The 21952-nt window shown below is 48.9% G+C and carries 30 protein-coding genes, 2 tRNA genes and 1 other RNA gene; 13 read left to right on the top strand and 20 right to left on the bottom strand.

The window, feature by feature from the left end:
* The first annotated feature begins 22 nt into the window (after window positions 1-22).
* Window positions 23-532, top strand: coding sequence for a formaldehyde-activating enzyme (gene fae, locus METMA_RS0122155; RefSeq protein ID WP_020161313.1), 510 nt, complete (start codon window positions 23-25; stop codon window positions 530-532).
* Between the two features lie 23 nt (window positions 533-555).
* On the opposite strand, the gene METMA_RS0122150 is transcribed toward fae, so the two are convergent.
* A complete protein-coding gene (locus METMA_RS0122150) occupies window positions 556-1278 on the bottom strand; it encodes a HisA/HisF-related TIM barrel protein (RefSeq protein ID WP_020161312.1) in 723 nt (240 codons plus the stop codon).
* A 114-nt stretch (window positions 1279-1392) separates the two neighbouring features.
* Here METMA_RS0122150 and METMA_RS0122145 point away from each other — a divergent pair, with 114 nt between their 5' ends.
* From METMA_RS0122145 to METMA_RS0122125, 5 genes are all read left to right on the top strand, one after another.
* The gene (locus METMA_RS0122145) at window positions 1393-2379 is read left to right on the top strand and encodes an ATP-grasp domain-containing protein (protein WP_232216411.1); all 987 of its coding nucleotides are present in this window, start codon (window positions 1393-1395) and stop codon (window positions 2377-2379) included.
* Window positions 2369-3415: a hydantoinase/oxoprolinase family protein gene (locus METMA_RS0122140; RefSeq protein ID WP_020161310.1), complete on the top strand. Its 1047-nt coding sequence runs from the start codon at window positions 2369-2371 to the stop codon at window positions 3413-3415. Before METMA_RS0122145 ends, METMA_RS0122140 begins: the two co-directional genes overlap by 11 nt.
* Before the next feature lie 125 nt (window positions 3416-3540).
* Window positions 3541-4917 carry an aminodeoxychorismate synthase component I gene (gene pabB / locus METMA_RS0122135; protein WP_020161309.1) on the top strand — a complete coding sequence of 459 codons (1377 nt, stop codon included), beginning with the start codon at window positions 3541-3543 and terminating at the stop codon, window positions 4915-4917.
* Window positions 4914-5465 (top strand): amino acid kinase family protein, encoded by a 552-nt coding sequence (locus METMA_RS0122130; protein WP_020161308.1) that lies wholly within the window; start codon window positions 4914-4916, stop codon window positions 5463-5465. The genes pabB and METMA_RS0122130 overlap by 4 nt, the downstream gene beginning before the upstream one ends.
* The gene (locus METMA_RS0122125; RefSeq protein WP_020161307.1) at window positions 5465-6157 is read left to right on the top strand and encodes a DUF2959 domain-containing protein; all 693 of its coding nucleotides are present in this window, start codon (window positions 5465-5467) and stop codon (window positions 6155-6157) included. The genes METMA_RS0122130 and METMA_RS0122125 overlap by 1 nt, the downstream gene beginning before the upstream one ends.
* A gap of 2 nt (window positions 6158-6159) precedes the next feature.
* On the opposite strand, the gene METMA_RS0122120 is transcribed toward METMA_RS0122125, so the two are convergent.
* Window positions 6160-6579, bottom strand: a complete 420-nt coding sequence (locus METMA_RS0122120) for a hypothetical protein (protein ID WP_027147540.1) — start codon at window positions 6577-6579, stop codon at window positions 6160-6162.
* 118 nt (window positions 6580-6697) lie between these two features.
* On the opposite strand from METMA_RS0122120, the gene METMA_RS0122115 reads away from it, so the two are divergent.
* The 3 genes from METMA_RS0122115 to ssrA all read left to right on the top strand — a co-directional run bounded on the left by METMA_RS0122115 (window position 6698) and on the right by ssrA (window position 10501).
* Entirely contained in the window at window positions 6698-8437 is a 1740-nt protein-coding gene (locus tag METMA_RS0122115) for a GTPase (RefSeq protein ID WP_020161305.1), read from the top strand.
* A complete protein-coding gene (locus METMA_RS0122110; protein ID WP_020161304.1) occupies window positions 8418-10037 on the top strand; it encodes a GTPase in 1620 nt (539 codons plus the stop codon). Before METMA_RS0122115 ends, METMA_RS0122110 begins: the two co-directional genes overlap by 20 nt.
* 87 nt (window positions 10038-10124) lie before the next feature.
* Window positions 10125-10501: a transfer-messenger RNA gene (ssrA, locus tag METMA_RS26705) on the top strand.
* Between the two features lie 111 nt (window positions 10502-10612).
* Here ssrA and METMA_RS0122105 read toward each other — a convergent pair.
* The 12 genes from METMA_RS0122105 to METMA_RS0122055 form a co-directional block, all read right to left on the bottom strand.
* Window positions 10613-11752, bottom strand: coding sequence for a tyrosine-type recombinase/integrase (locus METMA_RS0122105; protein WP_084254168.1), 1140 nt, complete (start codon window positions 11750-11752; stop codon window positions 10613-10615).
* A 216-nt stretch (window positions 11753-11968) separates the two neighbouring features.
* Window positions 11969-12481: a transglycosylase SLT domain-containing protein gene (locus METMA_RS0122100; protein WP_020161301.1), complete on the bottom strand. Its 513-nt coding sequence runs from the start codon at window positions 12479-12481 to the stop codon at window positions 11969-11971.
* Window positions 12478-12675 (bottom strand): HU family DNA-binding protein, encoded by a 198-nt coding sequence (locus tag METMA_RS0122095; protein WP_020161300.1) that lies wholly within the window; start codon window positions 12673-12675, stop codon window positions 12478-12480. Before METMA_RS0122095 ends, METMA_RS0122100 begins: the two co-directional genes overlap by 4 nt.
* Entirely contained in the window at window positions 12672-13130 is a 459-nt protein-coding gene (locus METMA_RS0122090) for a hypothetical protein (RefSeq protein ID WP_020161299.1), read from the bottom strand. Before METMA_RS0122090 ends, METMA_RS0122095 begins: the two co-directional genes overlap by 4 nt.
* A gap of 2 nt (window positions 13131-13132) precedes the next feature.
* On the bottom strand, window positions 13133-13450 hold the full coding sequence (locus METMA_RS0122085; RefSeq protein ID WP_020161298.1) for a hypothetical protein: 318 nt from the start codon (window positions 13448-13450) through the stop codon (window positions 13133-13135).
* Window positions 13451-13454: 4 nt separating this feature from the next.
* Window positions 13455-13589 carry a hypothetical protein gene (locus METMA_RS28090; protein WP_020161297.1) on the bottom strand — a complete coding sequence of 45 codons (135 nt, stop codon included), beginning with the start codon at window positions 13587-13589 and terminating at the stop codon, window positions 13455-13457.
* Window positions 13589-13807 (bottom strand): hypothetical protein, encoded by a 219-nt coding sequence (locus METMA_RS0122075; protein WP_020161296.1) that lies wholly within the window; start codon window positions 13805-13807, stop codon window positions 13589-13591. Before METMA_RS0122075 ends, METMA_RS28090 begins: the two co-directional genes overlap by 1 nt.
* Before the next feature lie 10 nt (window positions 13808-13817).
* On the bottom strand, window positions 13818-14174 hold the full coding sequence (locus tag METMA_RS0122070) for a DUF7673 family protein (RefSeq protein ID WP_027147537.1): 357 nt from the start codon (window positions 14172-14174) through the stop codon (window positions 13818-13820).
* Between the two features lie 159 nt (window positions 14175-14333).
* The gene (locus METMA_RS0122065; protein ID WP_020161294.1) at window positions 14334-14648 is read right to left on the bottom strand and encodes a hypothetical protein; all 315 of its coding nucleotides are present in this window, start codon (window positions 14646-14648) and stop codon (window positions 14334-14336) included.
* A 65-nt stretch (window positions 14649-14713) separates the two neighbouring features.
* A tRNA-OTHER gene (locus METMA_RS27280) sits at window positions 14714-14851 on the bottom strand.
* An 8-nt stretch (window positions 14852-14859) separates the two neighbouring features.
* Window positions 14860-15081 (bottom strand): hypothetical protein, encoded by a 222-nt coding sequence (locus METMA_RS0122060; protein WP_020161293.1) that lies wholly within the window; start codon window positions 15079-15081, stop codon window positions 14860-14862.
* Window positions 15082-15583: 502 nt separating this feature from the next.
* The gene (locus METMA_RS0122055) at window positions 15584-15982 is read right to left on the bottom strand and encodes a hypothetical protein (protein ID WP_040590776.1); all 399 of its coding nucleotides are present in this window, start codon (window positions 15980-15982) and stop codon (window positions 15584-15586) included.
* A 17-nt stretch (window positions 15983-15999) separates the two neighbouring features.
* Between METMA_RS0122055 and METMA_RS0122050 the strand changes: the two genes are divergently transcribed.
* Window positions 16000-16194, top strand: a complete 195-nt coding sequence (locus tag METMA_RS0122050) for a hypothetical protein (RefSeq protein WP_020161291.1) — start codon at window positions 16000-16002, stop codon at window positions 16192-16194.
* A 198-nt stretch (window positions 16195-16392) separates the two neighbouring features.
* Here the strand turns inward: METMA_RS0122050 and METMA_RS0122045 are convergent, their stop codons facing one another.
* From METMA_RS0122045 to METMA_RS25990, 6 genes are all read right to left on the bottom strand, one after another.
* Window positions 16393-16848 carry a hypothetical protein gene (locus METMA_RS0122045; RefSeq protein ID WP_020161290.1) on the bottom strand — a complete coding sequence of 152 codons (456 nt, stop codon included), beginning with the start codon at window positions 16846-16848 and terminating at the stop codon, window positions 16393-16395.
* A complete protein-coding gene (locus METMA_RS0122040) occupies window positions 16838-17449 on the bottom strand; it encodes a hypothetical protein (RefSeq protein ID WP_020161289.1) in 612 nt (203 codons plus the stop codon). Before METMA_RS0122040 ends, METMA_RS0122045 begins: the two co-directional genes overlap by 11 nt.
* Window positions 17449-18207: a TIGR04255 family protein gene (locus tag METMA_RS0122035; protein WP_084254167.1), complete on the bottom strand. Its 759-nt coding sequence runs from the start codon at window positions 18205-18207 to the stop codon at window positions 17449-17451. The genes METMA_RS0122040 and METMA_RS0122035 overlap by 1 nt, the downstream gene beginning before the upstream one ends.
* A gap of 333 nt (window positions 18208-18540) precedes the next feature.
* Window positions 18541-19368 carry a DUF3037 domain-containing protein gene (locus METMA_RS0122030; RefSeq protein WP_020161287.1) on the bottom strand — a complete coding sequence of 276 codons (828 nt, stop codon included), beginning with the start codon at window positions 19366-19368 and terminating at the stop codon, window positions 18541-18543.
* A complete protein-coding gene (locus METMA_RS0122025; RefSeq protein ID WP_020161286.1) occupies window positions 19355-20164 on the bottom strand; it encodes a HipA family kinase in 810 nt (269 codons plus the stop codon). Before METMA_RS0122025 ends, METMA_RS0122030 begins: the two co-directional genes overlap by 14 nt.
* A 6-nt stretch (window positions 20165-20170) precedes the next feature.
* A complete protein-coding gene (locus tag METMA_RS25990; protein ID WP_020161285.1) occupies window positions 20171-20656 on the bottom strand; it encodes a helix-turn-helix domain-containing protein in 486 nt (161 codons plus the stop codon).
* Window positions 20657-20749: 93 nt separating this feature from the next.
* On the opposite strand from METMA_RS25990, the gene METMA_RS26700 reads away from it, so the two are divergent.
* The 3 genes from METMA_RS26700 (at window position 20750) to METMA_RS0122010 (ending at window position 21648) form a co-directional block, all read left to right on the top strand.
* Window positions 20750-20971 carry a transcriptional regulator gene (locus tag METMA_RS26700; RefSeq protein WP_084254166.1) on the top strand — a complete coding sequence of 74 codons (222 nt, stop codon included), beginning with the start codon at window positions 20750-20752 and terminating at the stop codon, window positions 20969-20971.
* A gap of 67 nt (window positions 20972-21038) precedes the next feature.
* Window positions 21039-21110, top strand: a tRNA-Met gene (locus tag METMA_RS0122015).
* A 19-nt stretch (window positions 21111-21129) separates the two neighbouring features.
* Entirely contained in the window at window positions 21130-21648 is a 519-nt protein-coding gene (locus METMA_RS0122010; RefSeq protein WP_020161284.1) for a hypothetical protein, read from the top strand.
* Window positions 21649-21952 lie beyond the last annotated feature (304 nt).

Raw genomic sequence — 21952 nt, 5'->3', positions numbered from 1 at the left:
TTCTACACAGGGGAAAATAAGCATGGCTAAAATCAATAACTTGCGCGTTGGTGAATCTTTGGTGGGTGAAGGCAACGAAGTTGCTCACATCGACCTGATGATCGGTCCTAGAGGTTCTGCTGCTGAAAGCGCGTTCGCTAACTGCTTGACAAACAACAAAGACGGTTTTTCCAGCCTGTTAGCGGTTGTTGCACCTAACCTGATGGTTAAGCCTTCAACTGTTATGTTCAACAAAGTAACTATCAAAGGTTCTAAACAAGCGGTTCAAATGTTTGGCCCTGCACAACGTGGTGTTGCCATGGCTGTTGCTGACTCTGTTGAAAACGGCACAATCCCAGCAAACGAAGCTGACGATCTGTTCATCTCTGTTGGTGTATTCATCCACTGGGCTGCTGAAGACGACGCTAAGATCCAACAGTACAACTACGAAGCGACTAAAGAAGCTATCGCTCGCGCTGTTGCTGGCCTGCCTACAGCTAAAGAAGTTGTTGAAGGTAAAGCAACTGCAGTACATCCATTCGCTGCTAACTAAGATTTACTTAGTTTCTGGGAATATCAAAAATACCCCGACTCGTCGGGGTATTTTTTTGTCTGAAGGTTTTTGATATCGCCGGCGCTCAGGTGCCCTGAATGCAGCGCGCTGGCCATCAGGGCATGCCTGATGCCTATGTCACTCAAGGCCGTTAAATCCTGTTTATTCCGGACGCCGCCCGCGGCGATAAAGTGTTTATCCGGGTACTGCCGACAAAAGCGGGTGAGTTTGTCGAGGTCGGGGCCGCTATGGCTGCCCACGCGCGCCAGCGTCATGATGATAATGCGATCGGGCCACAAGTCCGGTCTGTGAAACAGGGATTTTGCCCCCAGCGCGTCGGTCGGCGAATAATCCAGGGACAGAATGAAGTTATTGTTGAAAGCCTTAAGCTCATCGATGGTTTCGTCGCAAAAGGATTCGCTGCCCAGCACCGGCACGGAATTGCCGGGCCGGCCTGCATATCGTTCGCCTGGCTGATGGCCGCTGTCTATCCAAAAGGTCAGCATGGGAAAACGGATCAGCACCTTATTGATTAACGGTTCATGGCTGCCTTGCCGCGTAATCGCATTGAGATCGGCGATATAAAAAGTGGAGAACGCGTGAAGGCTTAAAAATGCCTCGATGACGCTGTCGATATCCGATGAGCGGCACAAGCCGGTGTTGATCGGCTGGTATTGATCGCGCAGGCCCTGTCTGGCATGCACGACGACACCGTCTTTCAAGTCGATGACCGGGATTATATTCATGGCTATCTGTTATGCCGTAAAACGCAGGGTGTCCTGTAAATGATACAATAGGCAAAATTCATCAGCCGTAATGGCTATCATCTTTTGCTGGTTGTTTTGATTGTGAAAATTCTGGTGTTTGAGTATATCACGGGCGGCGGTTTTAATAAGCAGGCGCTGCCGGGCTCGCTAGTGCGCGAAGGTCGCTTGATGCTGCAGGCCCTGCTCGATAATTTATCCGCCCTGGAAGGCGTCGAACCGGTTGTGATGCTTGATGAGCGGCTGATAGACACGATAGACACGTCCGGCATGGCGGCGATTGCTATCCGGCCGGAACATGAGGTTATGCAGGAATTCACCCGGCTGGCCGCGCAGTGCGATGCGGCATGGCCGGTCGCGCCGGAATTCGACGGGATTTTACAGGCGCTGTGTCAAGCGGTTGAGCAGTCCGGCAGGGCTTTATTGAGCTCGCCGGCTGGTGCCGTGGCCCTGGCCGGCAATAAACTCAGGACCTATGAACGGCTCAGGCGGCACGATATCACGACTGTTGCGACGCGCTTGTTCGATGAGGTTGATTATTGTGCCGGAGAATGGATGGTCAAATCCATCGATGGCGTGGGCTGCGGTGAAAGCTATTTGATCACCAGCCGCGAGGACTTCGCGGCATGCTCGTTACAGGCGCGGGATAAAGCGCGGTTTATTTTTCAACCTCATGTTCAGGGGGAAAAAACCAGCCTATCGTGTTTGTTCAAGCAGGGGCGGGCTTGGCTGATATGCGTTAATTTGCAGCGTTTCGAAATTGTCGATAACCAGTACCGGTTAACGGAATGCGTGGTCAATTATCAGGCCGGCACCGGCCCGTATCTGAAATTGGCGGCGGACATCGCCCGGGCTTTCCCCGATTTATGGGGCTATGCGGGCATCGATCTGATCGAGACGGCGGAGCGGATCCATGTGCTGGAAATCAATCCGCGCCTGACCACGTCATTTGCGGGCATCGGCCAGGGCCTCGGCATTAATGTCGCGGAACAGGTGTTGCGGCTGCTGGGCGGCGAGCCGCAATTACATCCGGTGCGTAATCAGGCTATTACTATAAAGGTAAGGGAATCAGATGCAGCTTAACAGTGTCGGTTGGGATATAGGCGGGGCTCATGTCAAGGCGGCCATTATTGATGAGGCCGGCGACATTATCGATGTGTTTCAGCAGGCTTGCCCTTTATGGATGGGCCTGGATCGGCTGCATCAGGCGGTCAACGCGATTTTACTGCAATTGCCGGCCGCCGGGTGCCGGCATGCCGTGACCATGACCGGCGAGCTGGTCGATTTGTTCGAGAACAGGGATGACGGCGTCCGGCAAATCATCGAGGCCGTGAAAGCGCTGATACCCGGGGACAAGGTTCTGGTTTTCGCCGGCAGGGAAGGCATGATCGAGCTGGAGGCCATTAAGGAAACGCATTATGAGGCGATCGCATCAGCCAACTGGCTGGCCAGCGCTTCGTTTGCCGCGCACAAGCTCGACAACGGTTTGTTCGTCGACATAGGCAGCACCACGACCGATATTCTGCTGCTGCACGGCCAACAGGTGCGGGCGGAAGGCTATACTGATTACCAGCGTCTGATGTCGGAGGAACTGGTTTATACCGGCATTATCAGGACGGCGGTCATGGCCGTGGCGCAGATGGCGTTCGATAAAGGCCGCGAAATCGGCTTGATGGCCGAGTATTTCGCCACGATGGCCGATGTTTATCGCGTCACCGGCGAGCTCAATGAGGTGCATGACCTGGCCGATACGGCCGATGGCGCCGAAAAAACCGTGATGGCCAGCGCCAGGCGCTTATCGCGCATGATAGGCTGCGATTTTAAAGCCGAGGAACTGCCGCGCTGGCGGCAATTCGCCCTGCATATTCGCTCGCAACAGTTGCAAAAAATCCAGCGGGGTTGTGAAAGACAGCTGTCGCGCCATGCGCTCCCCCAGGGCAGTCCCTTGATCGGCGCCGGCGTAGGGCGTTTTCTGGTCAGGCAGGTCGCGCTGAATCTGGGGCATCCTTACCTTGATTTCAGTGACTTATTCCGGGTTGCGCCTGTCCGGATGGGGTTGTCTGCCGCCGATTGCGCGCCGGCCGTCGCAGTTGCCTGTCTGGCCAGAGAGTTTTGTTAAATCGGGCGGCTGTTATAAAATCACAATCTGGATATTCATTTGCCGATGCCCCTCACAATCCATTCAACCGACTGTGCGACGCGTGCACCATTTGCTAATCCGTTTTCCAACTAGACACAACTTAAATGTCGTCATCGAAACAATTTAATTTTCCGCTCCCTTATTTTCATAACAGCGCAGAACTTTTTGCCCCGATTGCCAGCCGTCCCTGGTCGGTTTTTCTCGATAGCGGTTATCCTTACAGCAAACAGGGCCGGTACGATATTATCGCGGCCGACCCGATCTGCACGCTGGTCACCCATGGCGATACGACCGAAATCACGCAAAACGGCGTTTCGGTGCAATCCGCCGAGGATCCTTTCCTGTTGCTCAAGCGGCAGCTGAATCCGGCGTTTCCCGCCATTGACGGCGTGCCTTTCAACGGCGGAGCCATCGGTTATTTTTCCTATGATCTGGCTCGCCGTCTGGAAAAGCTGCCGGTTATCGCCGAGGACGCCGAACATATCGCGGAAATGGCCGTAGGCATCTATGAATGGGCGCTTGTCATCGATCATGCGCGGCAAAAAAGCACGTTGGTCGGGCACGTTGCCGATGACCGGAAACGGCAGGCTTTAATCGAGCAGTTCAGCCGGTTGCCGACCCCGCGCCCCGATGAACCGTTCAGGGTGACCGGCGATATTAAAGCCAATATGGACAAGGCGGCTTATGCCAGGGCTTTTGAACGCATCAAGCATTACCTGAAAGAAGGCGATTGCTATCAGGTAAACCTGACGCAGCGCTTCGCGGCCGATTGCGAGGGCGATCCCTGGGCCGCTTATCGGGTGTTGCGCGAATTAAATGCCGCGCCGTTCAGCGGCTATCTGAACCTGCCCGAGGCGCAAATTCTCAGTTCGTCGCCGGAGCGCTTTTTAAAGCTTACCGACGGCATTGTGGAAACCAAGCCGATCAAGGGCACGCGCCCGCGCAAACAGGATGCCGCCGAAGACCGGCGGCAGATACAGCTGCTGCAAGACAGCAAAAAGGACAGGGCCGAAAATGTCATGATCGTTGATTTGCTGCGCAATGACCTGAGCAAGACCTGTAAAAAAGGGTCGGTCAAGGTACCGGTTCTGTTTGATGTGGAAAGTTATGCCACCGTGCATCATCTGGTCAGTACCGTCACCGGCGAGTTGGCCGACAACCGGCATGCGCTGGATTTGCTGAGAAGCTGTTTTCCGGGCGGGTCGATTACCGGCGCGCCCAAGATTCGCGCCATGGAAATCATCGAAGAAATCGAACCTCACCGGCGCGGCGTTTATTGCGGGTCCATCGGCTACCTGGGATTCGACGGCAATATGGACACCAGTATCACGATCAGAACGCTGGTGCATTCGGGGCATACGATCCGTTTCTGGGCCGGCGGCGGCATCGTCAACGATTCGGTCATGGAAGATGAATATCAGGAGTGCTTTGACAAGGCGGCGGCGATGATCAGACTGCTGCAGCGGTTTACGTCGGAATGATCGTTGTCAAGCTGGGCGGCAGCCTGGCCGAGTCCGGGGCGCTGGTTTCCTGTCTGAATACCATCGAACGAACCTGGCCTGACGGCGCGGTGATTGTGCCCGGCGGCGGCGCGTTTGCCGATCAGGTCAGGCTGGCCCAGCGGCACTGGCGGTTCGACGACGGCACGGCGCATGCGATGGCGCTGCTGGCCATGCAGCAGATGGCTTTACTGTTTAAGGGACTCAAGCCTGATTTTTCGATTGCCGGTTCGGTTGCCGGTATTCAGGCGCAATGGGCCGAAAAAAAAATCGTGATCTGGTCGCCCGATATCGGCGAACTTGACAAGGCGGGCATCGAGGCCAGTTGGGACATTACATCGGATAGTCTGGCCGCCTGGCTAGCCGAAGCGCTTTCGGCGGATGAGCTGATTCTGGTAAAGTCAGCCGTGATTGACGTCAGGCCCGACATCGGTAAACTTGCCGAGCAGGATATCGTTGATAAGGCATTTTGCGGCTTTATAGCGCAGGCGCCGTTTACAGTAAAAATCATTAATCATCGAAGTTTATAATGTCCGAATACAACAAATCGTTATCGAGTTTTTTGATAAAAAAATCATTCGATTCACTCAGTAGCTTTTTCTCAAAAAAATTCCGCAATGTTTATTACAGCGCCCGGGAATCGATCGGCGATCACAAGCGTACCATCGTCGTCTCCCAGGTTGAGCATGCCTGTGCCAGTCTGCAGGATACCCGGGATGAATTCGAGGATGCGCTGGAGCGATTCAAGTCGCTGGTCAGCGTCAACGAAACCACGCTGGATCATAAGTACAATCTGTTAAACAGGCAGTACCAGTTCTGCCGCGCCAAATCCGAGGCCGTCAGCGACAGGATCAAAGCCATAGAGGACGTCAGCGAAGCGCTGTTTATCGAATGGGAAAAGGAGCTTGGCGAATACACCAACCGCTCTTTGCGTAACCTGAGCAGGCAGCAGTTGAAGGCCGCCCGGCAAAACTATGCCCGGCTGATCAAATCCATGCGCAAAGCCGAAGCCAAGATTCAGCCGGTGCTGCTGGCTTTCAAGGATCAGGTGCTATACCTTAAGCATAACCTCAATGCGCAGGCCATTGCGGCATTGAGGCATGAGTTTATTGAAATCGGCATCGACATATCGCAATTGATTTATGCGATGGAACAAACCATCGCCGAAGCGAATCAGTTTGTTTCGACCCTGGTTGAACAAAAGGCGTTGCCTGACCGATGATGTTATAACTTGTAGAGAATATCGTTGGATTTGTCGCGAGGATCCTTAGGCGTGTGCCTTTCCTGATCAATCCGCTCCTGGCCGAATTTGGCAATCATTTCCTCCCAGCTGGAATACTGGGTGTAGGCGGCAATGCCGGCATTTTTGCGTTGTTGATAAATTTCCTTGCCTATGGCGATGATTTCTTCGGGAGCCTTGCCGTCAACCTTATCAAGAAATTCATCGTTGTCTTTTATGGCATCACGGATGGTCCAGAAAGAGACTTCAAATTCAATGCGTTTGTCGGTAGGCAGACGATTTTTAATCGATTTTACCGATTTGTAGGCGGTGCGGGTGTTGTGGCCGTTTATTTCCTGGCCTTTACCGCAGGCGATTAATGTTGCGCAGCTGAGAAAAATTAGAAGAGTAGACAGTTTCTTCATATAGATAACCTCGAAGTTTAAGTACGGGTCCATGTAGCGTTATTTATAATTATTGCATTACACCCTGTGACCAAACAAAGTAAAATGGTCGGTTATTATAAACCCAAGCTAACTTTCTATGCTGGAATTTATCCAATTATTAAAACAGCGTTATCTGGCCATATTGAGTCAACCGGGCAATGAGTCCATAGAGACAAGCTATCGACAGCGGATAGACCAGCTCATTTTGGCGGAGGCCTTTATGCGTAAAGGCCAGCTTCTGGCATCCGGGCCAGGCCATCCGTTGCAGATCACAGTTATTGGTCCGACGCAGGCAGGAAAGAGTTCACTTGTCAACTTATTATTAAACAGCAACATCGCCGGAGTGAGTCCGTTGGCGGGCTATACCGTTCATCCCGAAGGCTTCTGCAACGAGATCAGCCTGAAGGAATGCAGCGATTTACAGCGTTATTTCGGCCGCTTCCAGCAATTGCGGCAAGGGCAGGTGCCGATTGACCGGTATGACTGCTATCTATTGACTGAAAATGCCACCGATTCGGCGTATTTACCGCCCTGCGTGCTTTGGGATACGCCCGATTTTGATTCGATAGACGCCGCCAATTATCGCGAAGGGCTGATCCGGACGATTGCCCTGGCCGATATCATTGTGCTGGCGGTCAGCAAGGAAAAATACGCCGATCAATCGGTCTGGGACATCATGTCCGTGCTCGAGGACCTGCATCAGCCGACCATTATCTGCCTGAACAAGCTCGTCGAAGGTTCCGAATCCCTGCTGATTCATTCGCTGAAGGATAAATGGCAGCAGGCCAGAAAGGATGAATTTCCCGAAGTCGTGCCGTTGTATTACCAAAAGCAGACGGGACAGCCGGTCTGGCCGGAATCCCGGCGGCAGCTGCTGGTTCAGATGGTTAACAAGGTCAGCCATAAAAAACAGGCGCGCTACGAACAGGAATTGCTGCAAAAACACTGGCGTGAATGGGTTGAGCCGGTGGTCGCCGAGCACCAGGCGCTGGCAGACTGGCAGGAACTGGTCGATCAACTGATGAAGCAGGCACTGGACAGTTACCGGCGGGATTTCCTGGATCATCCGCATCATTACGAGACCTTCAAATACGCCTTGGCGGAGTTGCTGCGCCTGCTGGAGATACCAGGCCTGGCCGGCGTTTTGGCCGGCACGCGCAGGGTGTTGACCTGGCCGGTCAGGCAAGTCATGAAGCTGGGCCGCAAAAGGCGGCACATTGCCGACAGCAGCCATGAAGTCGCCCTGTTGAACCAGTTAGCCGAACACATGCTGATCCAGATGGCCGACCGGCTCCTGGACAAGGCGGAACAGAACCGGCACAACCAATGGTGGAAAGAAGCCGGCAGCCTGTTGCGCAGCCGACGGCCGGACATCTTGCGGGATTTCAACAATGCCGCGAAAAGCTATCATATAGCTTTTCAGCAGGACGTGGAAAACACCGCTCAACAGCTGTATCACAAGCTGCAGGAAAAGCCCGTGGTCCTGAACAGCCTGCGGGCCACGCGCGTCACCACCGATGCGGCCGCCATTGCGCTGGCGTTGAACACCGGCGGCATAGGCATGCATGATCTGATCATTGCGCCGGCCATGCTGACCGTCACGTCTTTGTTGGCCGAAAGCGCCATCGGCGGTTATATGAACCGAGTCGAGGCGGAATTGAAACAACACCAGCTAACCACCGTCAAGCAGACCCTGTTTATTGATAGTATGGGCAGAAAACTTGCCGAACTGCCCAAGCAATTAACGCATCTTACACAGTTTAATATTGAGCCCGAGCAGCTGCAGGCGGCCGAACACCAACTCAAAGAAAAGCGACATGGCTTACGAATACTCTGACTTAGTAGAACAAACAAAACGCTGGGCCGAGCAAGCCGCGGCCGCCGGCTGGATCGGCCAGGAGTCGGCGCGGCAGTTAAGCGAGTTTGACGCGCGAACGCCCGATACCCTGTTCGAGCATAGCGGCTCCAGGCCCTTGATCGTGGCCTTCATGGGCGGCACCGGCGTGGGCAAGAGCACATTGTTAAACCGCCTGGCCGGCCAGGCGGTCGCCCGGACCGGCGTGGAAAGGCCGACATCGCGCGAAGTCACGTTGTTCCACCACCATAGCGTTGCCATCAGGAACCTGCCCGATAAATTGCCTGTCGAGCGCATCAAGATAGCCCAGCACGATGATGAATCGAAAAAAAACATCATCTGGATCGATATGCCCGATTTCGACAGCACCGAACAGAGCAACAAACAACTGGTTCTGGAATGGCTGCCGCATATCGACGTACTCGTTTATGTCGTCAGCCCCGAGCGCTACAGGGATGAAAAAGCCTGGCGCCTGCTGCTCGCCGAAGGCGGACGCCATGCCTGGCTGTTTGTGCTGAATCAGTGGGATCGGGGCCAGATTGCCCAATATCAGGACTTCAGGCAGCAACTGCACAAGGCCGGATTTGAAGAACCGATCATCTATAAAACGGTCTGCGCGGATTACCCGCAAGACGATGAGTTCGAATCATTAAAAGCCACGATTGAATCGCTGGCGACCGAACACGTGATCCAGCAGCTCGAGCTGAGAGGCCTGCAAATCCGCAAGGATGACCTCAAACAAAAACTGCAAAGCCATATGCCGTCGCTGGGTTCCAGGCAGGCCGTCCAGCACACGCCGCAACTGTGGCAAGAGCAATGGCAACGCACCGCCGACACCCTGCAGCAGGGTTTCGTCTGGCCGATACAGCAAGTCGCCAATTACTATGCCGAACATGCCGCCGATTTGATCACCAATCCGGCTACCGGCAAATACTCATCGCGCACGGACGTGCAATTATGGGACGAATGGGCCGGCGCGCGTTTTGAAGACGGTCTGGATGAGTTCATTCTGAGCGTCGACCAGCAGGGCATCCCGGTTGCACCGCTTAAAAAACAGCTGGCCGCAATCCGCGAAAAGGCGCCGAAAATCATTCAGGCCCAGAGTGAACTGGCCGTACGGCAGGCGCTGGCCAATCCCGGCAATGTCATGCATCGCGCCTTTTTAAAATTCGTGCGTCTGTGCGAAATCATACTGCCGCTGGCGGCCATCATCTGGGTCGGTTACCGGGTTTTCATGGTGTATTACACCAGCGAGGCAGGCAATGAAGCGTATCTGGGCGTGAATTTCGCCATTCATAGCACTTTGCTGATCGCCATAACCTGGCTGACGCCATTTTTTATTTTGAAGAAAATGAAACCTTCACTGGAAAAAAGTGCCTTACGAGGACTTAACAAAGGCCTGATGAACGGGCTCAGCATGATCGAATACGAAGTGGCGGACATTATAGAAAATTTCAGCCAACAACATTCCGAACAGATCAGTCGGATAGGCGGCATCATCGAGCAGTGCGAAACGGGCGGCAAGCCCAAGGAACTATCGCAAGAGGACAAAGGTCTGTTAACCAGAATGTTGATTGAATGAGCGGATTTCAGATAATTGAAATTTTTTTTAAATGAAGGGAATCTTTTTAGCATAATTGACTCATATCAATTACAATACACAAGTTAAGGGGGCGACCTGGCTTCGACGTGGGTAGCAAAACCTTAAGTGCATGCCGAGGACTGTACACCTCGTAAATCCTACAGAAAAAAAGTATTCGCAAACGACGAAAACTACTCAGTGGCTTTAGCAGCTTAAAACCTGCACCACTTCTCTGACTGCGTGTGCTTATGCGCGCAGAGTTCTTCGGAACATTCAGGGATCATATTACATAAGATCGCGTCAGGGCTTAGTTCGGAGCCTGAAGCGTTAAATCCAATCGAAATCGCTGTTGATCCTCTTGGCCCGACGGGTAGTCAACAGTTAAATCAAAAGCGCGGGATAAGCATGTAGACCTTATGGCGGAGTGCTTGCGGACGCGGGTTCAATTCCCGCCGCCTCCACCAATTCACCCTTGATAGCCCTGATTTTCGGGGCTTCAATTTCAAAAAACATCCTTTATATTGGCATTAATTGGCATTTGTTGGCGCTGAATGACAACATTAAAGCCAACATTTTTAGCCTGTCTTTCCAAATAATTGCACGGCTTTTAATCCAGCCTCTGGTTGACTATCCGGAATCCAGGTAGCATAAACTTTGGCCGTCATTAGCACATTAGAATGCCCCAATTGTTTTGACACCCATGCCAATGGTTCGCCGGCGCTCAGCATCATTGATGCGAATGTATGTCGGGTCTGATAGGGCCGACGATAGCGAATCCCGGCTTTCTTTAATGCCGGTATCCATAGCGTTTTTCTGAGCGGCTGATCGCCTGTCCAGGGCTCTCCCGTTCTTGGATTATGGAATACTTTGCCGTCCTGAAGAAACGTAAACGCTTTCTGTGCCGTCAAAGCGGCAAGGGCAGGAGGTAATAATTTCACGTCACGCTCGCCAGATTTGGTCTTGGTTGTCTCAGCCTGGTTGGCATATTGTGTCTTGGCCCGTTCAACTCTAACGATGCTCCTAACCCAATCGATATCACCCCATTCCAATTCGATCAATTCAGATGTCCGAAGGCCTGTCCAGAAGGCAAACTGAATTATATTTTTTCCCTGCCCGACCAGGTTGGCCAGAATTAACTCCTGCTCATCTTTGGTGAATGGCTCAACATCTGATGATTTGGGCGGCATGGATTTTTTATAGGTCCAGCCGGCAATCGGATTGATATCAATCAGCTCATGATGCACGGCATCTGTTAGCGCTGCACGCAATGGACTGATAAGGTTTGATATTCGTTTATTACTACAACCCAAACTGCTGGCCCATTCCGCGATCGGCTTGCGCTTAAGCTCAACAAGCTGCATGGCGCCGAACTGCTCATTAATGATGCGAATCGTTTTGACGTAATCGTTGTATGTCGATGACTTAATTTGAGGCTGTTTACCGGCAAGCCATTCATTCAAATATTTTTCAACAGTCAGTTGCGGCTTGTCGGTAAACTTGGCGATGTTTTTGCTGCCAGGGAAGGTGACTTCATAATCGAACGTGTCATTGGCAATGGCATGTAGCACGGCGGCACGATGCCGCTCGGCTTTTGCTAAGTTAGGGGCAGTGGGCTTAAGTTTAATGCGCTCTCTGCACCTGATTCCTTTGTACGTGAACGTGATTTCAATCGTTGTTGCTGACGCTGCTTTGACGCCATTCCCATCTCTACCCATGTTTCATACCCGTTGATACTGATTAAAATGCGGCCATCGGCGGCCTTTACCCAGACACTATTCTCTAACCAAGTGCCATCCTTTATCTTATGCCGAATCGCATCTTCCGAGTAACCTGTTAACTCGCTAAATTTTCTGATTGTTACGTAGTTTGTCATAAAATTTCAGGACATTAGTGATATACAGCTAAACAGGTGTATTTCATGCGTTATGCCATCAAGGCCGCCCCTGAATCGCATACTGCCCCCAATATGAAAAAATCTTCTCAACATAAGTGCGTGTTTCGTGTGCATTGCTCGGGCCGGTAACTCTGTGCAGCTGAGTAATGATTGATGCATAGTCATTGGCTCCATTGCCCAGCTTTTGAGCTTTGAGAATATTTCCTGAGCCGGCGTTATAAGATGCCAGTGCCAGACAGTAGCGGTCGAGTTCCGGCCGTGGCGAGGTCCAGGTATCCCACATTTTGCGCATGTAGATTGCACAGGCTGGGATAGCATGAGATGGATTGAACGGGCTTGCATCAAGGATACCTAATTCTTTACGCAATATCGGTTTCATGTCGCTCCATGTTGGGGACATGAATTGCGCGATTCCTTCAGCGCCGGCAGAGGATTTTGCATCAGTTCTTAGTCCGGATTCCTGCATCAGCTGCGCTTTCAACAAGCGCCAGTCGGTGCCGGGCAAATAAGATGCGGCTGATATTTTGATCAAATGGTCGAAGTCTCTCATGCTGATTGCTCCTGTTTGATATTTTCAGATTCAACGACCAATGCTTTGCTGATGCCTGGCAGTTTTACTTTTCCGGTGCTTTTCAGTTCTTGGTTAATAAGATAAATAGTTCGGGTTGCAATGCGATCCATTGACGCCTTACTTTCTCCCTGGGCCGTTTTGCTTAATTGTTCTATAAGTTCTTTATGTGTCATGCTGCATCATCCTGCTTGAATTTCTCCCAGTGGGTAATGTAGTGCCGGATCAAACCCTTTTGCCTTTTCCCGGAACCCAGCTGTTTGATGAAATCGTCAATGCGGGGCAGCAGCTGCTGCCTGAGCATGTGGTTTTCGGCGTCTTCTTTGGAAGTATGTAGTTGACCATCCGGTGTGCGGTGAGCCTGTATGGTCTCGATATAGGGTTCCGGCATTTCGTCGCTATTCGGATCCGAATAGATCGACCAACCGATGGGCGTTATTTTCCAGCGTTTGTCGTCAAGATGTATTTCACTGATGTTGGCCATTTCCTTCAGTGCCGCGGCAATGGCGCTGACGTTGCTGGTGGCGGTCACTTGCTGGATGATGGCGTTTTCTGTCATGCCGTTGTTGTTGCGCATCAGCAGGTGGGCAACCTGCTCCTTGATCTGTTCTTTGATGTTTGATTTAGCCATTGTTATTGTTCCTGTAGATTAAAAATATCAGCTTGGTTGTTCAGGCTACTGATCCAGTTAACCGCCTGGGCAAATGCGTCGGCCTTGCTGCTTGCGTAACTGAATCGTTTATGGTGTTTAACGCCGTTGATATAGGCCCAGGCCTCGGCGTGCTCGCCGGCCATATGGCCGTAAATTTTGGCAACCGGCTCTCTGTCGATCTCCAGCTTGGCCGTGGCGATGGCAACAGGTTTGCCGGGGTTGTATTCGTGGCGTCCTAGCGGGGCAGTATGGTAGTAACCGTTACCGTACCCGCAAGTGCAAGGAATTAGGGCGGTCATATCGTTAAATCCGGCGCAATGGCTGAATGTCACGCTGTTGACGCGCCAGGCGTGCCCGGCGTTTTGCCTGGTCGGTCCGGTCGAATGCAATGATCAGTTCGTTGATCAGTCTTTGATGTTTTCGGTGTCTGTGTTTCATTATGCGTCATCCATTAAATTGCTGTAATGATTGGGAGCCCAGTGCTCGATCTGTTTCATCATGTCGTTATTTGTGAATACGGATCTGGAAATGATGAACCGGTAGCTGTCCATTGTTTCCGCTGCCGAGATCAGCAGGGCCTTGGCAATCGGGTCTATGACCCGGTCCTCCATGCTGTCAAGATAGTCGTTGATTTGTTCGGATAAGTTGCCAGGCATGTCGATCCTCTTATAACGTGTGCCGGTTACCGCATTTGTAGTGCTCCCATTGTTCCCAGAGCTGCTCAAAATGTTTCGGTCCGTCCTGGATCATTTCATGGGGTTCGTGTCTCAGTTCGACCCGACCGCGAATCACGGCCAAGGCGGCTTCATAGTGATCTGCGTCCAGGTTGCACAATTCGGTGATGCCGAGTTGGAATGCATGGCTGTTGTAAGCCGAAAGCAATACCTGAGCGGAAGCTCGTGAGCCGCCGGTATCGCACTGTGCGGTTTTGAGCAATAGAGCGACGGCCTCGGCATATTGCTCCGGGGTTATCTTCGGGCTATTGGATTCAGCATCGATCAAGGCAAGTAAGTTTTTTGTCATAAGGCCTCCTGGGGCTGTACCGGCTTGCAGTGCCGGCGTATTGGCTTTTATTTTTTCTATCATTTGTGCAATTTGCGGGTGCATGCAGGATGTCCCGTTTTAATCAATCCGGAAAAAAGCCCCGCAATGCCGCGGGACAGGTTCCAGGAGGAATAAACGTTATTGCATGTCGCATTCGGTCAGAACCTGGCCGTGTGCATGAATCATCATGTACTTAACCATGTCATGCGATACCAAGTGATCGGATTCAATGCCGGCGGCAACGGGCTCGCTATCGGCTTGCGCCAAGTGCGTGATGATGGCAAATACAAGGATCGTCAGAACAGCGGTGGCAAAGCGCTTCAGGACTGCCAGGGTTTCTGCTTTGCGCTTGGCTCTCAATCTGGCTTTAGCACTTTCACGCCTGGCTTTCAGGTCCAGATGGCGGCGCCAGTCATGCATGATGAGGTTGTTCGGCAGGGTGTTGTTGTTCATTGTTTTACTCCTGATAATGATGCTGATCTGAGCCCTGGCTTTTCGGCTTTGGGCTTCCCGTTAAATGGTTAGAGCAGTGGGATTCGAACCCACGAACAGTTCCGATACTTCTACGGCTACAGAACCTAAACGGTCTTCCCCATCATCATGCCGGTCTCTTTTCCGGGGTCCGCCGCTCGCCTTACCGTTAGGCTTATGCTCTAAAAAACCGTTAAATCCTGACGCCGTGCTGGTTGTAGGATTCTTCGTAACGGCTGGCGCCAATGGCGAGCCAGATGCCGGCAGCAATAGCGGTTAATGTCCCGGCTTTTTTACTGGTGCTTAAATGTGATCTGTTCCGTTTCAGCGACTCCAGTCTGTATCGCGCTTGTATTTTCAGGTGCAGGAAATATTTATATTCGTCGATCGTCATGCGGTTGCCGGGGTTACCCATGTGTTTTTCCTCGGTTTGTTGTAATGCACTGCTGATATCAAAAACTGCATCGGCCGTTGAATTATCAAATTCGGTGCAGTTCGTGATCCGAATTAATACTGTTTAATCTTTTTCAAACGCACTGAATCAATGCGTTTGAAAAAGAGCCCATAGGCACTGGGCTTGAGGGGAGCGCATTGTTATTCAGAGGAGGTGATAACGCTTGCTCTGTTAAAATATTAGCATAGCTAATATAAAAAACAATAGTATTGCTGATATTTTTTTTTCAGATAATAAAAATCTTGCTAAAGTAGCTGTTGTGAAAAGGCCGGTTGCCTGATGCAACCCATGCAGAATTTTTAGGCAATAAAAAACCCGCCGTAGCGGGTTTAAGGCCGGTTAGTAACCGGAATGTGATTTTTAAGGGATAACTAAAAAATGAAAATTGAAATATCAGACACTGAAAGCGGCGGGAGAATGGCCGCCAGAGAAGGCGGCGTTGTTCCGGAGAAATTAAATACGGCTAAAACACAGCGATTTTCACAAACGCGGCAATCGTTTGCGAGATAACCGTATTAATGGACTGCTTGCCGCCATCCTTAACCACGGCTTTAATCTTATCGGCAAAGCTGGTTTTTTCTTCGCCGGCAATGGCTTCCGGTATTGACTTCAACGTTGCCAAACCTTTGCTAGTGAGTCTTGCATGGGTAAGTGTCATGCCGTCATGGGTCGCTTTGCCGCAGACAATAAAGTGTTCTTCGGCCAAAAAAACTACTGTTGCGGCAAAATTTTTGGCCGTGTTTTCGCTTAAATCCGGCTCAAGATCGGCAAGCTTAAACGGATGCACTTCTTGGGGGAATGCATCGTAAAGGTGAGCTAAAACTAACGCTGTGCAGCGATTGAAATCATCCATATTACTCATAAAACCTCACATCCATCATGAAACTACATTTAAAAATCGATAATTACGGCTTATCACATAAATTGCTGACCAGCAGCGGCGAAGAGATTGAAGGCGTTATCGAAATCATCTTGCCAACAATCAATGCGAAAGGCGATTTTCCGGAAGTTCTTGTTAAATTCCACATGGATAGCGGCGTCATTCACCTTCATCCCGCTGAAGCGGATTTGTAATAAAAAGCCAGTCTTTTAGAGATATCTACGTTCCAGGCTGTATGGACAGCAGCGGTAAATGAATTCATTCAAAAATCATTGTGCGCTCCTGTAAGAATTGATTTGTTAAATTATAGTTTATTCGGATTGGATTGCTTAGGTTGGCATTACGGGCATTAAAAAACCCGCTCGGGGCAGGTTTTTAAAATATCCTAAATCTCAAGGGATACTGCTGTTTAGTATTAATTCTGCCCAAGCTTCTGTAGCCAGAAGTTCAAGCAATTCTAAGTCATCACCAGGTAAAGATTTCACAGCAACATGAGCCGCATTGTTATCACTTGGGGAATAAACAATACGAATATTCTTAATGTTTCGTTTTGTACACACTGATTCAATATCACTAACTTTTCCTAAGGAAAATCCGCTTTTTGGTTTTACAGCTAGATTACTGGCACGCATTTCTTCGACTGCTGCGATAATTTGATCCTTGCGAAGAGGGCGTTGAAAATACTCAAGCCATGTTGCTGATAAATATTTTTCAGTATCTCGTATTTTGAATGCCTCACTAATGATTCCAATAACTTCACCATTCTCATTTTTGCGAAGTTTGGTCCAAGGAATATATCTAATAATATGATTATCGGCTGGTATTTTAGTATTTTTTCTAGGAGGCATCGACAAACCAGCACTCAGGATCATAGGGTGCTAGCACAGCATTCAATCTGGTTAAAGGGATATCCCCGGCAGCACTTTCACGATTTCCTTCAATATATTTATTTACAACCCAACGGATCCTATCCCCTGGCAAGCATTCTATGGTTAACCTATCTTTTTCTATGGACCACGTTGCAATAATATGGCCCTCGCTTGTTGCGCCAAGGCCTGGTCGCCTGACCGGCCATATCAGTAAGAGCATCCGCAGTAATGTGGCGAAAGATGCCTCTGTAATTGGTGTGTCGTCATCCTCCCAGTTTTCGGCATCCATTAAATCATCAAGTTGTGAAAAAAATCGAGAACGCCATTCACTAGGGAGATACATAGCTACTGCTGCTGTTTTAATTTTGCAGGAAGCTCGAGCCTCAAAGAGCCTATCTTCAAGCGAAGCAATGTCCCTTGGTACTTGTTGCGTATGATCGCCAGCCCCAGTTTTATTTAATTTTAAAGGGCTTAATGCCTGCTTTATAGTTTCCGCTAGCTTTTGTGGATCTTGGATGACATACGATTGATCGTAAAGTTCTGACGGGGAAACTCTACTAGAAGCAAGTTGAAGTATCATTAGTTGAAGATCTCCTCAGTTCGGGGTGTTATACATTGCTGAAATATATTATTTTTAAGATGACCTGCTTTGATGAGTATTGGCAACAAATCATCATCATTTAGCGGTATTTCTTTAGTCCTAAATACGTCAATATCAAGCAACAAAGATATAGTATTGATTAAAGGTGACGGCTGGATTGTCGAAGTAATGGTTGTGGACCATAGTGGATCAGATGTAGGTTTAGTAATCTGAATAAGGTAATTATCCAATGGTCTATCATTAAATACAGGAACATTCGGATAGAAGGTTAGATAATCTTCAATATTAATATTGTCAGCCTCATCAACTGGAATATCAATTCTATTAATATAGCGGACACCTAAACGAGAGATGGGTCGAGTTTTGGCGATACCTTTCCATATTTTCCAGGCTGAGATAACTTTGGCATGAATAGCCGCCCATCCTTGGTAAGGCGCGAGGCGCGCTATTATTAAGTTTTGTGGTGCAATAATTACAATATCAGCTTGATCATCAGAAGATAAACGAAAGCCTTTCTGGCGCTGACTCACTGTCACATCACCAGCAGCTGGATTGGGCCCTATATTGATTCCGACTTCGTTTTGAGGTTGCGAGTTTGGATAATGTTTCTTGAGCTTCGCAGCAAGTTTTTTTAGTTCAGTTTGGGTCAACGCGCGATCTACACGGATTTCAATCACAGCCTCAACGACTGGTGGATGTAAATAGGTTCTTGGTTCTACGTTAGTGCTTAATTGCATAAAGTTATTTCACACATTTTTCTAAAAAATATGGATATAAAAAACAATTAAAACCAGCATCTAATGATAGTTGCTTTAAGTTCATATACGCTTCCGTTCCACCTGGAGTTTATTTCTATGGCTTTTAGAATTGATCATCTTAAAGCTTGAAATCTTTACTTTTTATAATTATAGACACTAATTTAAATAATTTAGTGCAACAAAAAACCTCGAAAACAGCTGTGTTTTTGAGGTTTTTTGCCATATCAATGTATCATTTTGCTCAATTAGAAGTCAATTTCGTCCGGCGGCTAATTGGCTTTTAATGTGCTATTGCACTTTAGATAGCATAATTTAATGCATAATAGTCAGCTCTGTATGCGTCAGTTCTGAGATGAGCGTCATGTATTTTTTATAGTCGTCAGATGAGTCCATATTAAATATTTTGTGACTGTATTCTTCGGCCATATTGATGTGCTGGATAATCTCATTTTCCCTTTTTGGGGTCGCTGAATAAACAAAATAGCAATTAACAGGACTGCTGAGCACCTTTTTACTCATCATAAAGGTCATGATCTTTAATGACGTTTCTTTGAGCTTGCTTTGCGCATCATTCACATTAAAGTCCACCACCTCGGAAAGATGGTAAATGCCGTTCTTTAATAGAAAATCAGCGGTTAACCCCATGTTTTCATTAATAGGGTAGTTGGGTACTATTTTATGTTTGCTTAGCTCTGACACGTCTTTTGCCAACAAGTTAAGCGCCTCGAATTTATGCTTTAATTGCGTGCTTAATCGCGACGTGCGGATGCTTTTTTCTTTGCTGGCGAAGGGCTTTACCAAGTCGTTAAATAACCGATCTACCTTGTTTTCATACTGGCTTAGCTCATCAACGGCAAACTGGCTTTTGTTGGAAAGAAACACGCTATCACTGAGGAGGGATAACAATTGATATTGTTCATCCGATGTTTCGGCTACTTGCACCAGGTGTTGGATGGATTCTTTAAGTTGGTCGATATCCAATTGAGATGACTCGCCATCGATCATGCGCACTTTGGCTGAAGATGACAAAACTTTTACATCAATGCCGGATTCCCGAAACACAACAAGACCCAGATTAATGGTCTCGCCGCGCTTGGGGTTCGGCATGTAACGAATAAGTGCATAATCAAACCAGATCATTAGTAATCTCTTTTTTTAAAGTCAGCAATCTATCTTTAAAGTGTTGGGTATTCCACCAGGCTATTATCCCGTTAGATTGTTTCTTTGTCATCCATGATTCCGGTATTTCCGAGAGAATCTGCTCGATTGTTGATGGTTCTATCTGGCTGAGTTCATCAAGCGTTTTTTCTGATTGTTGCCGATCAAATCTGCCAAATTTTTTGATTATATTGATGACCATTTGCGTCTTGCATTGCTTGTCTATCGCTTGCAGTCCCGCAAAATCTATTTCATACCATGCCCGGCTGTAATCAAACGCCAAGGCAATACAGCTATTATAACTTTGTCTGAACAAAAAGTTTCCGAAGTGCCGGTCAATATTATTGATGAATAAATCAAACGCATAGACCTTACCGAAAAACTGATCAAGCGCTTTTACTTTAGTTGCGCCCGTCAGTATTTTTGCGGCTTCATTAACTCCTGAGATACGGTAAACACCGCCTTCCCATACTGAACCAAATGCCAGTTCGCCATCCTTAAGCATCACAATGTCAAATTCCGGAGTCGCTATATTGACGCGTCTGGCGAGTTCGTAACAGAAGAGCTCAGTTGCTGGAATCATGTTGTTGCCGTCACAGACACGCTTTATAGCATAGTCTTTATTGTTGCGCCCGGTGCCGATTAATGACAGATCGGCGCTGCCCTGGTCATTCGGATAAAGATCGATAATCTCTACAGGAAATAATTCTCGCTGATACTGAAGCGCTGGGCTTTTTTTGGGATTTGCTATTTCAATAATGGCTGTTGCTTTGGTCATAAAATCCTATTTTTTCAGTTTATCCGTCATTATCTGGAGGATTTCGATGCTCTTTTTGTCAATTTCACCGGAGGATGAGAGATTGATTAGGTTATGGATCAGTTTTTTCGCTTCTTCGGGTAAATCTGCTAAGGCCTCGGCATCACTAGCGAGCGCAGATTCGTTCAAATGTGTTTTGTCTTTGTCGATGGCGATTGGCGATCTAGGTCGAGCCGTTTCATCAACCAGAATATCAAGAGAAGGTCGTATGTCATTAGGTTTACAACCTAATAGTTTCGAGAATTTTATAATAGCATCAAGATTGAGTCGTATCTTACCATTTAAGTATTGGCTAACAGCCCCTTGAGTATCAAAACCTAATTCTTCAGCAGCTGATTCCTGGGTTAACTTAATTCCTCGTTCGCGCAATTCCTTTTTCTTTTTATCCCATATTTTTTTTAGAGCTTCTGCTTCTCTCTTTTCTTCATCAGTAAGTTCGGGTCTTTTAATCATAAGACTAATTATTAGTTTTGCTAATAAACAAAACAAATAGCAAAGCTATTGTTTGTTGATTAAAATAAATAGCTCTGCTAATATTTTGTTGTAATGAATTTAGAACAGTTCGTAAAAAAACATAAAACACAAGTTGCAGCGGCTAAAGCCCTTGGGTTATCTCAGGGAATGATCTCGCATCGTCTGAGCGGTCGTTACAAAATGACTGCTAATGCTGCCATCGATCTTGAAAGGAGATCAGGTGGGGAAATCTCGCGTTACGATCTATTGCCCAATATTTTTGGCACTCCAGATGATCAGGACACCGCAGCATGATCAATCACGGCCGGCCAGAATCTTTTGTTAGCACTCTTGGCATTGTGGTCGGCCGTGGCCCTTTTTCGGCGGAGTAGAGTAGTGGCAACTCGTGAGTCTCATAAGCTCAAGTTCGCAGGTTCAAATCCTGCCTCCGCAACCCTTTTTAAGGATTTTCGATGAAAAGCAGGATAGAAGTCGATCCCAACGATCCCTCCGGCAAGGCTTTTGTCGGATGGAACGATTACGGTGACGACATTAAAAATTTGACGTTCGCCTTGCGCGATGTGTTGTATCAGATTCAGGACCAGCCCAAGGCTACGCCGGCGGCGTGCGACAAGAATCTCAGGTTTATCGACACGGCGTTTTATGCCAATGCGGTGAATACTTACGCTCATTATATTTCGAGGTTTATCGAGGTTACTGTCAATCCCAACAGCCCCTCCGGCAAGGCCTTGGTCGGCAGGAACGATTACGGCGACGACGTATTGAATCTTGTCGCGGCTTTGCGCGACGTGTTGTATCAGATTCAAGGCCAACCCGAGGATACGCCGGCGACGTTCGATAAGAATCTCAGGTTTATCGATACGGCGTTTTATGCCAATGCGGTGAATACGTATCAGCATTATTTGCCGAGATTGCTTTCTATGGACGACAGGTCGCCCAATGCGCGGCTGATTAGCGTCGATTCGTCATAGTCTTTCGGCTGTCTTAGCCGCGCCATTTGCCGGCAGGATTCGAGCAGCCTGGTGCAGCATTGCGAGACGTAGGGCGAAACGCCGAATGACTGGATTTGCGTGCAGGCTAATTCGATTCGGGGCAGTATCGATTTTCGGCTTTTTGGGGGTGATGTTTTAAATGTTTCAAACAGTTCTTTTAATTCGATGATCCATTTTGTTGAGTTCTGCATGTGTCTTCCTGATGGGATGTTAAGGCTACCCGCGCCGGATGTGCCGGCGGTGGGGCTTTTTCAAGCATAGGTTATCTCATGCGGAAACTCAG

The organism is Methylobacter marinus A45 (genome assembly GCF_000383855.1).
GTDB lineage: Bacteria > Pseudomonadota > Gammaproteobacteria > Methylococcales > Methylomonadaceae > Methylobacter > Methylobacter marinus.
Note: the sequence above shows the minus strand (reverse complement) of the source record. Positions and strands in the feature narration are given on the sequence as shown.

What these genes read in the sequence shown, in the direction of transcription:
- fae (WP_020161313.1), top strand. Translation starts at nt 23, where the DNA reads ATGGCTAAAATCAATAACTTGCGCGTTGGTGAATCTTTGGTGGGTGAA.
- METMA_RS0122150 (WP_020161312.1), bottom strand. Translation starts at nt 1,278, where the DNA reads ATGAATATAATCCCGGTCATCGACTTGAAAGACGGTGTCGTCGTGCAT.
- METMA_RS0122140 (WP_020161310.1), top strand. Translation starts at nt 2,369, where the DNA reads ATGCAGCTTAACAGTGTCGGTTGGGATATAGGCGGGGCTCATGTCAAG.
- pabB (WP_020161309.1), top strand. Translation starts at nt 3,541, where the DNA reads ATGTCGTCATCGAAACAATTTAATTTTCCGCTCCCTTATTTTCATAAC.
- METMA_RS0122130 (WP_020161308.1), top strand. Translation starts at nt 4,914, where the DNA reads ATGATCGTTGTCAAGCTGGGCGGCAGCCTGGCCGAGTCCGGGGCGCTG.
- METMA_RS0122125 (WP_020161307.1), top strand. Translation starts at nt 5,465, where the DNA reads ATGTCCGAATACAACAAATCGTTATCGAGTTTTTTGATAAAAAAATCA.
- METMA_RS0122120 (WP_027147540.1), bottom strand. Translation starts at nt 6,579, where the DNA reads ATGAAGAAACTGTCTACTCTTCTAATTTTTCTCAGCTGCGCAACATTA.
- METMA_RS0122115 (WP_020161305.1), top strand. Translation starts at nt 6,698, where the DNA reads ATGCTGGAATTTATCCAATTATTAAAACAGCGTTATCTGGCCATATTG.
- METMA_RS0122110 (WP_020161304.1), top strand. Translation starts at nt 8,418, where the DNA reads ATGGCTTACGAATACTCTGACTTAGTAGAACAAACAAAACGCTGGGCC.
- METMA_RS0122105 (WP_084254168.1), bottom strand. Translation starts at nt 11,752, where the DNA reads ATGGGTAGAGATGGGAATGGCGTCAAAGCAGCGTCAGCAACAACGATT.
- METMA_RS0122100 (WP_020161301.1), bottom strand. Translation starts at nt 12,481, where the DNA reads ATGAGAGACTTCGACCATTTGATCAAAATATCAGCCGCATCTTATTTG.
- METMA_RS0122095 (WP_020161300.1), bottom strand. Translation starts at nt 12,675, where the DNA reads ATGACACATAAAGAACTTATAGAACAATTAAGCAAAACGGCCCAGGGA.
- METMA_RS0122090 (WP_020161299.1), bottom strand. Translation starts at nt 13,130, where the DNA reads ATGGCTAAATCAAACATCAAAGAACAGATCAAGGAGCAGGTTGCCCAC.
- METMA_RS0122085 (WP_020161298.1), bottom strand. Translation starts at nt 13,450, where the DNA reads ATGACCGCCCTAATTCCTTGCACTTGCGGGTACGGTAACGGTTACTAC.
- METMA_RS28090 (WP_020161297.1), bottom strand. Translation starts at nt 13,589, where the DNA reads ATGAAACACAGACACCGAAAACATCAAAGACTGATCAACGAACTGATC.
- METMA_RS0122075 (WP_020161296.1), bottom strand. Translation starts at nt 13,807, where the DNA reads ATGCCTGGCAACTTATCCGAACAAATCAACGACTATCTTGACAGCATG.
- METMA_RS0122070 (WP_027147537.1), bottom strand. Translation starts at nt 14,174, where the DNA reads ATGACAAAAAACTTACTTGCCTTGATCGATGCTGAATCCAATAGCCCG.
- METMA_RS0122065 (WP_020161294.1), bottom strand. Translation starts at nt 14,648, where the DNA reads ATGAACAACAACACCCTGCCGAACAACCTCATCATGCATGACTGGCGC.
- METMA_RS0122060 (WP_020161293.1), bottom strand. Translation starts at nt 15,081, where the DNA reads ATGGGTAACCCCGGCAACCGCATGACGATCGACGAATATAAATATTTC.
- METMA_RS0122055 (WP_040590776.1), bottom strand. Translation starts at nt 15,982, where the DNA reads ATGAGTAATATGGATGATTTCAATCGCTGCACAGCGTTAGTTTTAGCT.
- METMA_RS0122050 (WP_020161291.1), top strand. Translation starts at nt 16,000, where the DNA reads ATGAAACTACATTTAAAAATCGATAATTACGGCTTATCACATAAATTG.
- METMA_RS0122045 (WP_020161290.1), bottom strand. Translation starts at nt 16,848, where the DNA reads ATGCCTCCTAGAAAAAATACTAAAATACCAGCCGATAATCATATTATT.
- METMA_RS0122040 (WP_020161289.1), bottom strand. Translation starts at nt 17,449, where the DNA reads ATGATACTTCAACTTGCTTCTAGTAGAGTTTCCCCGTCAGAACTTTAC.
- METMA_RS0122035 (WP_084254167.1), bottom strand. Translation starts at nt 18,207, where the DNA reads ATGCAATTAAGCACTAACGTAGAACCAAGAACCTATTTACATCCACCA.
- METMA_RS0122030 (WP_020161287.1), bottom strand. Translation starts at nt 19,368, where the DNA reads ATGATCTGGTTTGATTATGCACTTATTCGTTACATGCCGAACCCCAAG.
- METMA_RS0122025 (WP_020161286.1), bottom strand. Translation starts at nt 20,164, where the DNA reads ATGACCAAAGCAACAGCCATTATTGAAATAGCAAATCCCAAAAAAAGC.
- METMA_RS25990 (WP_020161285.1), bottom strand. Translation starts at nt 20,656, where the DNA reads ATGATTAAAAGACCCGAACTTACTGATGAAGAAAAGAGAGAAGCAGAA.
- METMA_RS26700 (WP_084254166.1), top strand. Translation starts at nt 20,750, where the DNA reads ATGAATTTAGAACAGTTCGTAAAAAAACATAAAACACAAGTTGCAGCG.
- METMA_RS0122010 (WP_020161284.1), top strand. Translation starts at nt 21,130, where the DNA reads ATGAAAAGCAGGATAGAAGTCGATCCCAACGATCCCTCCGGCAAGGCT.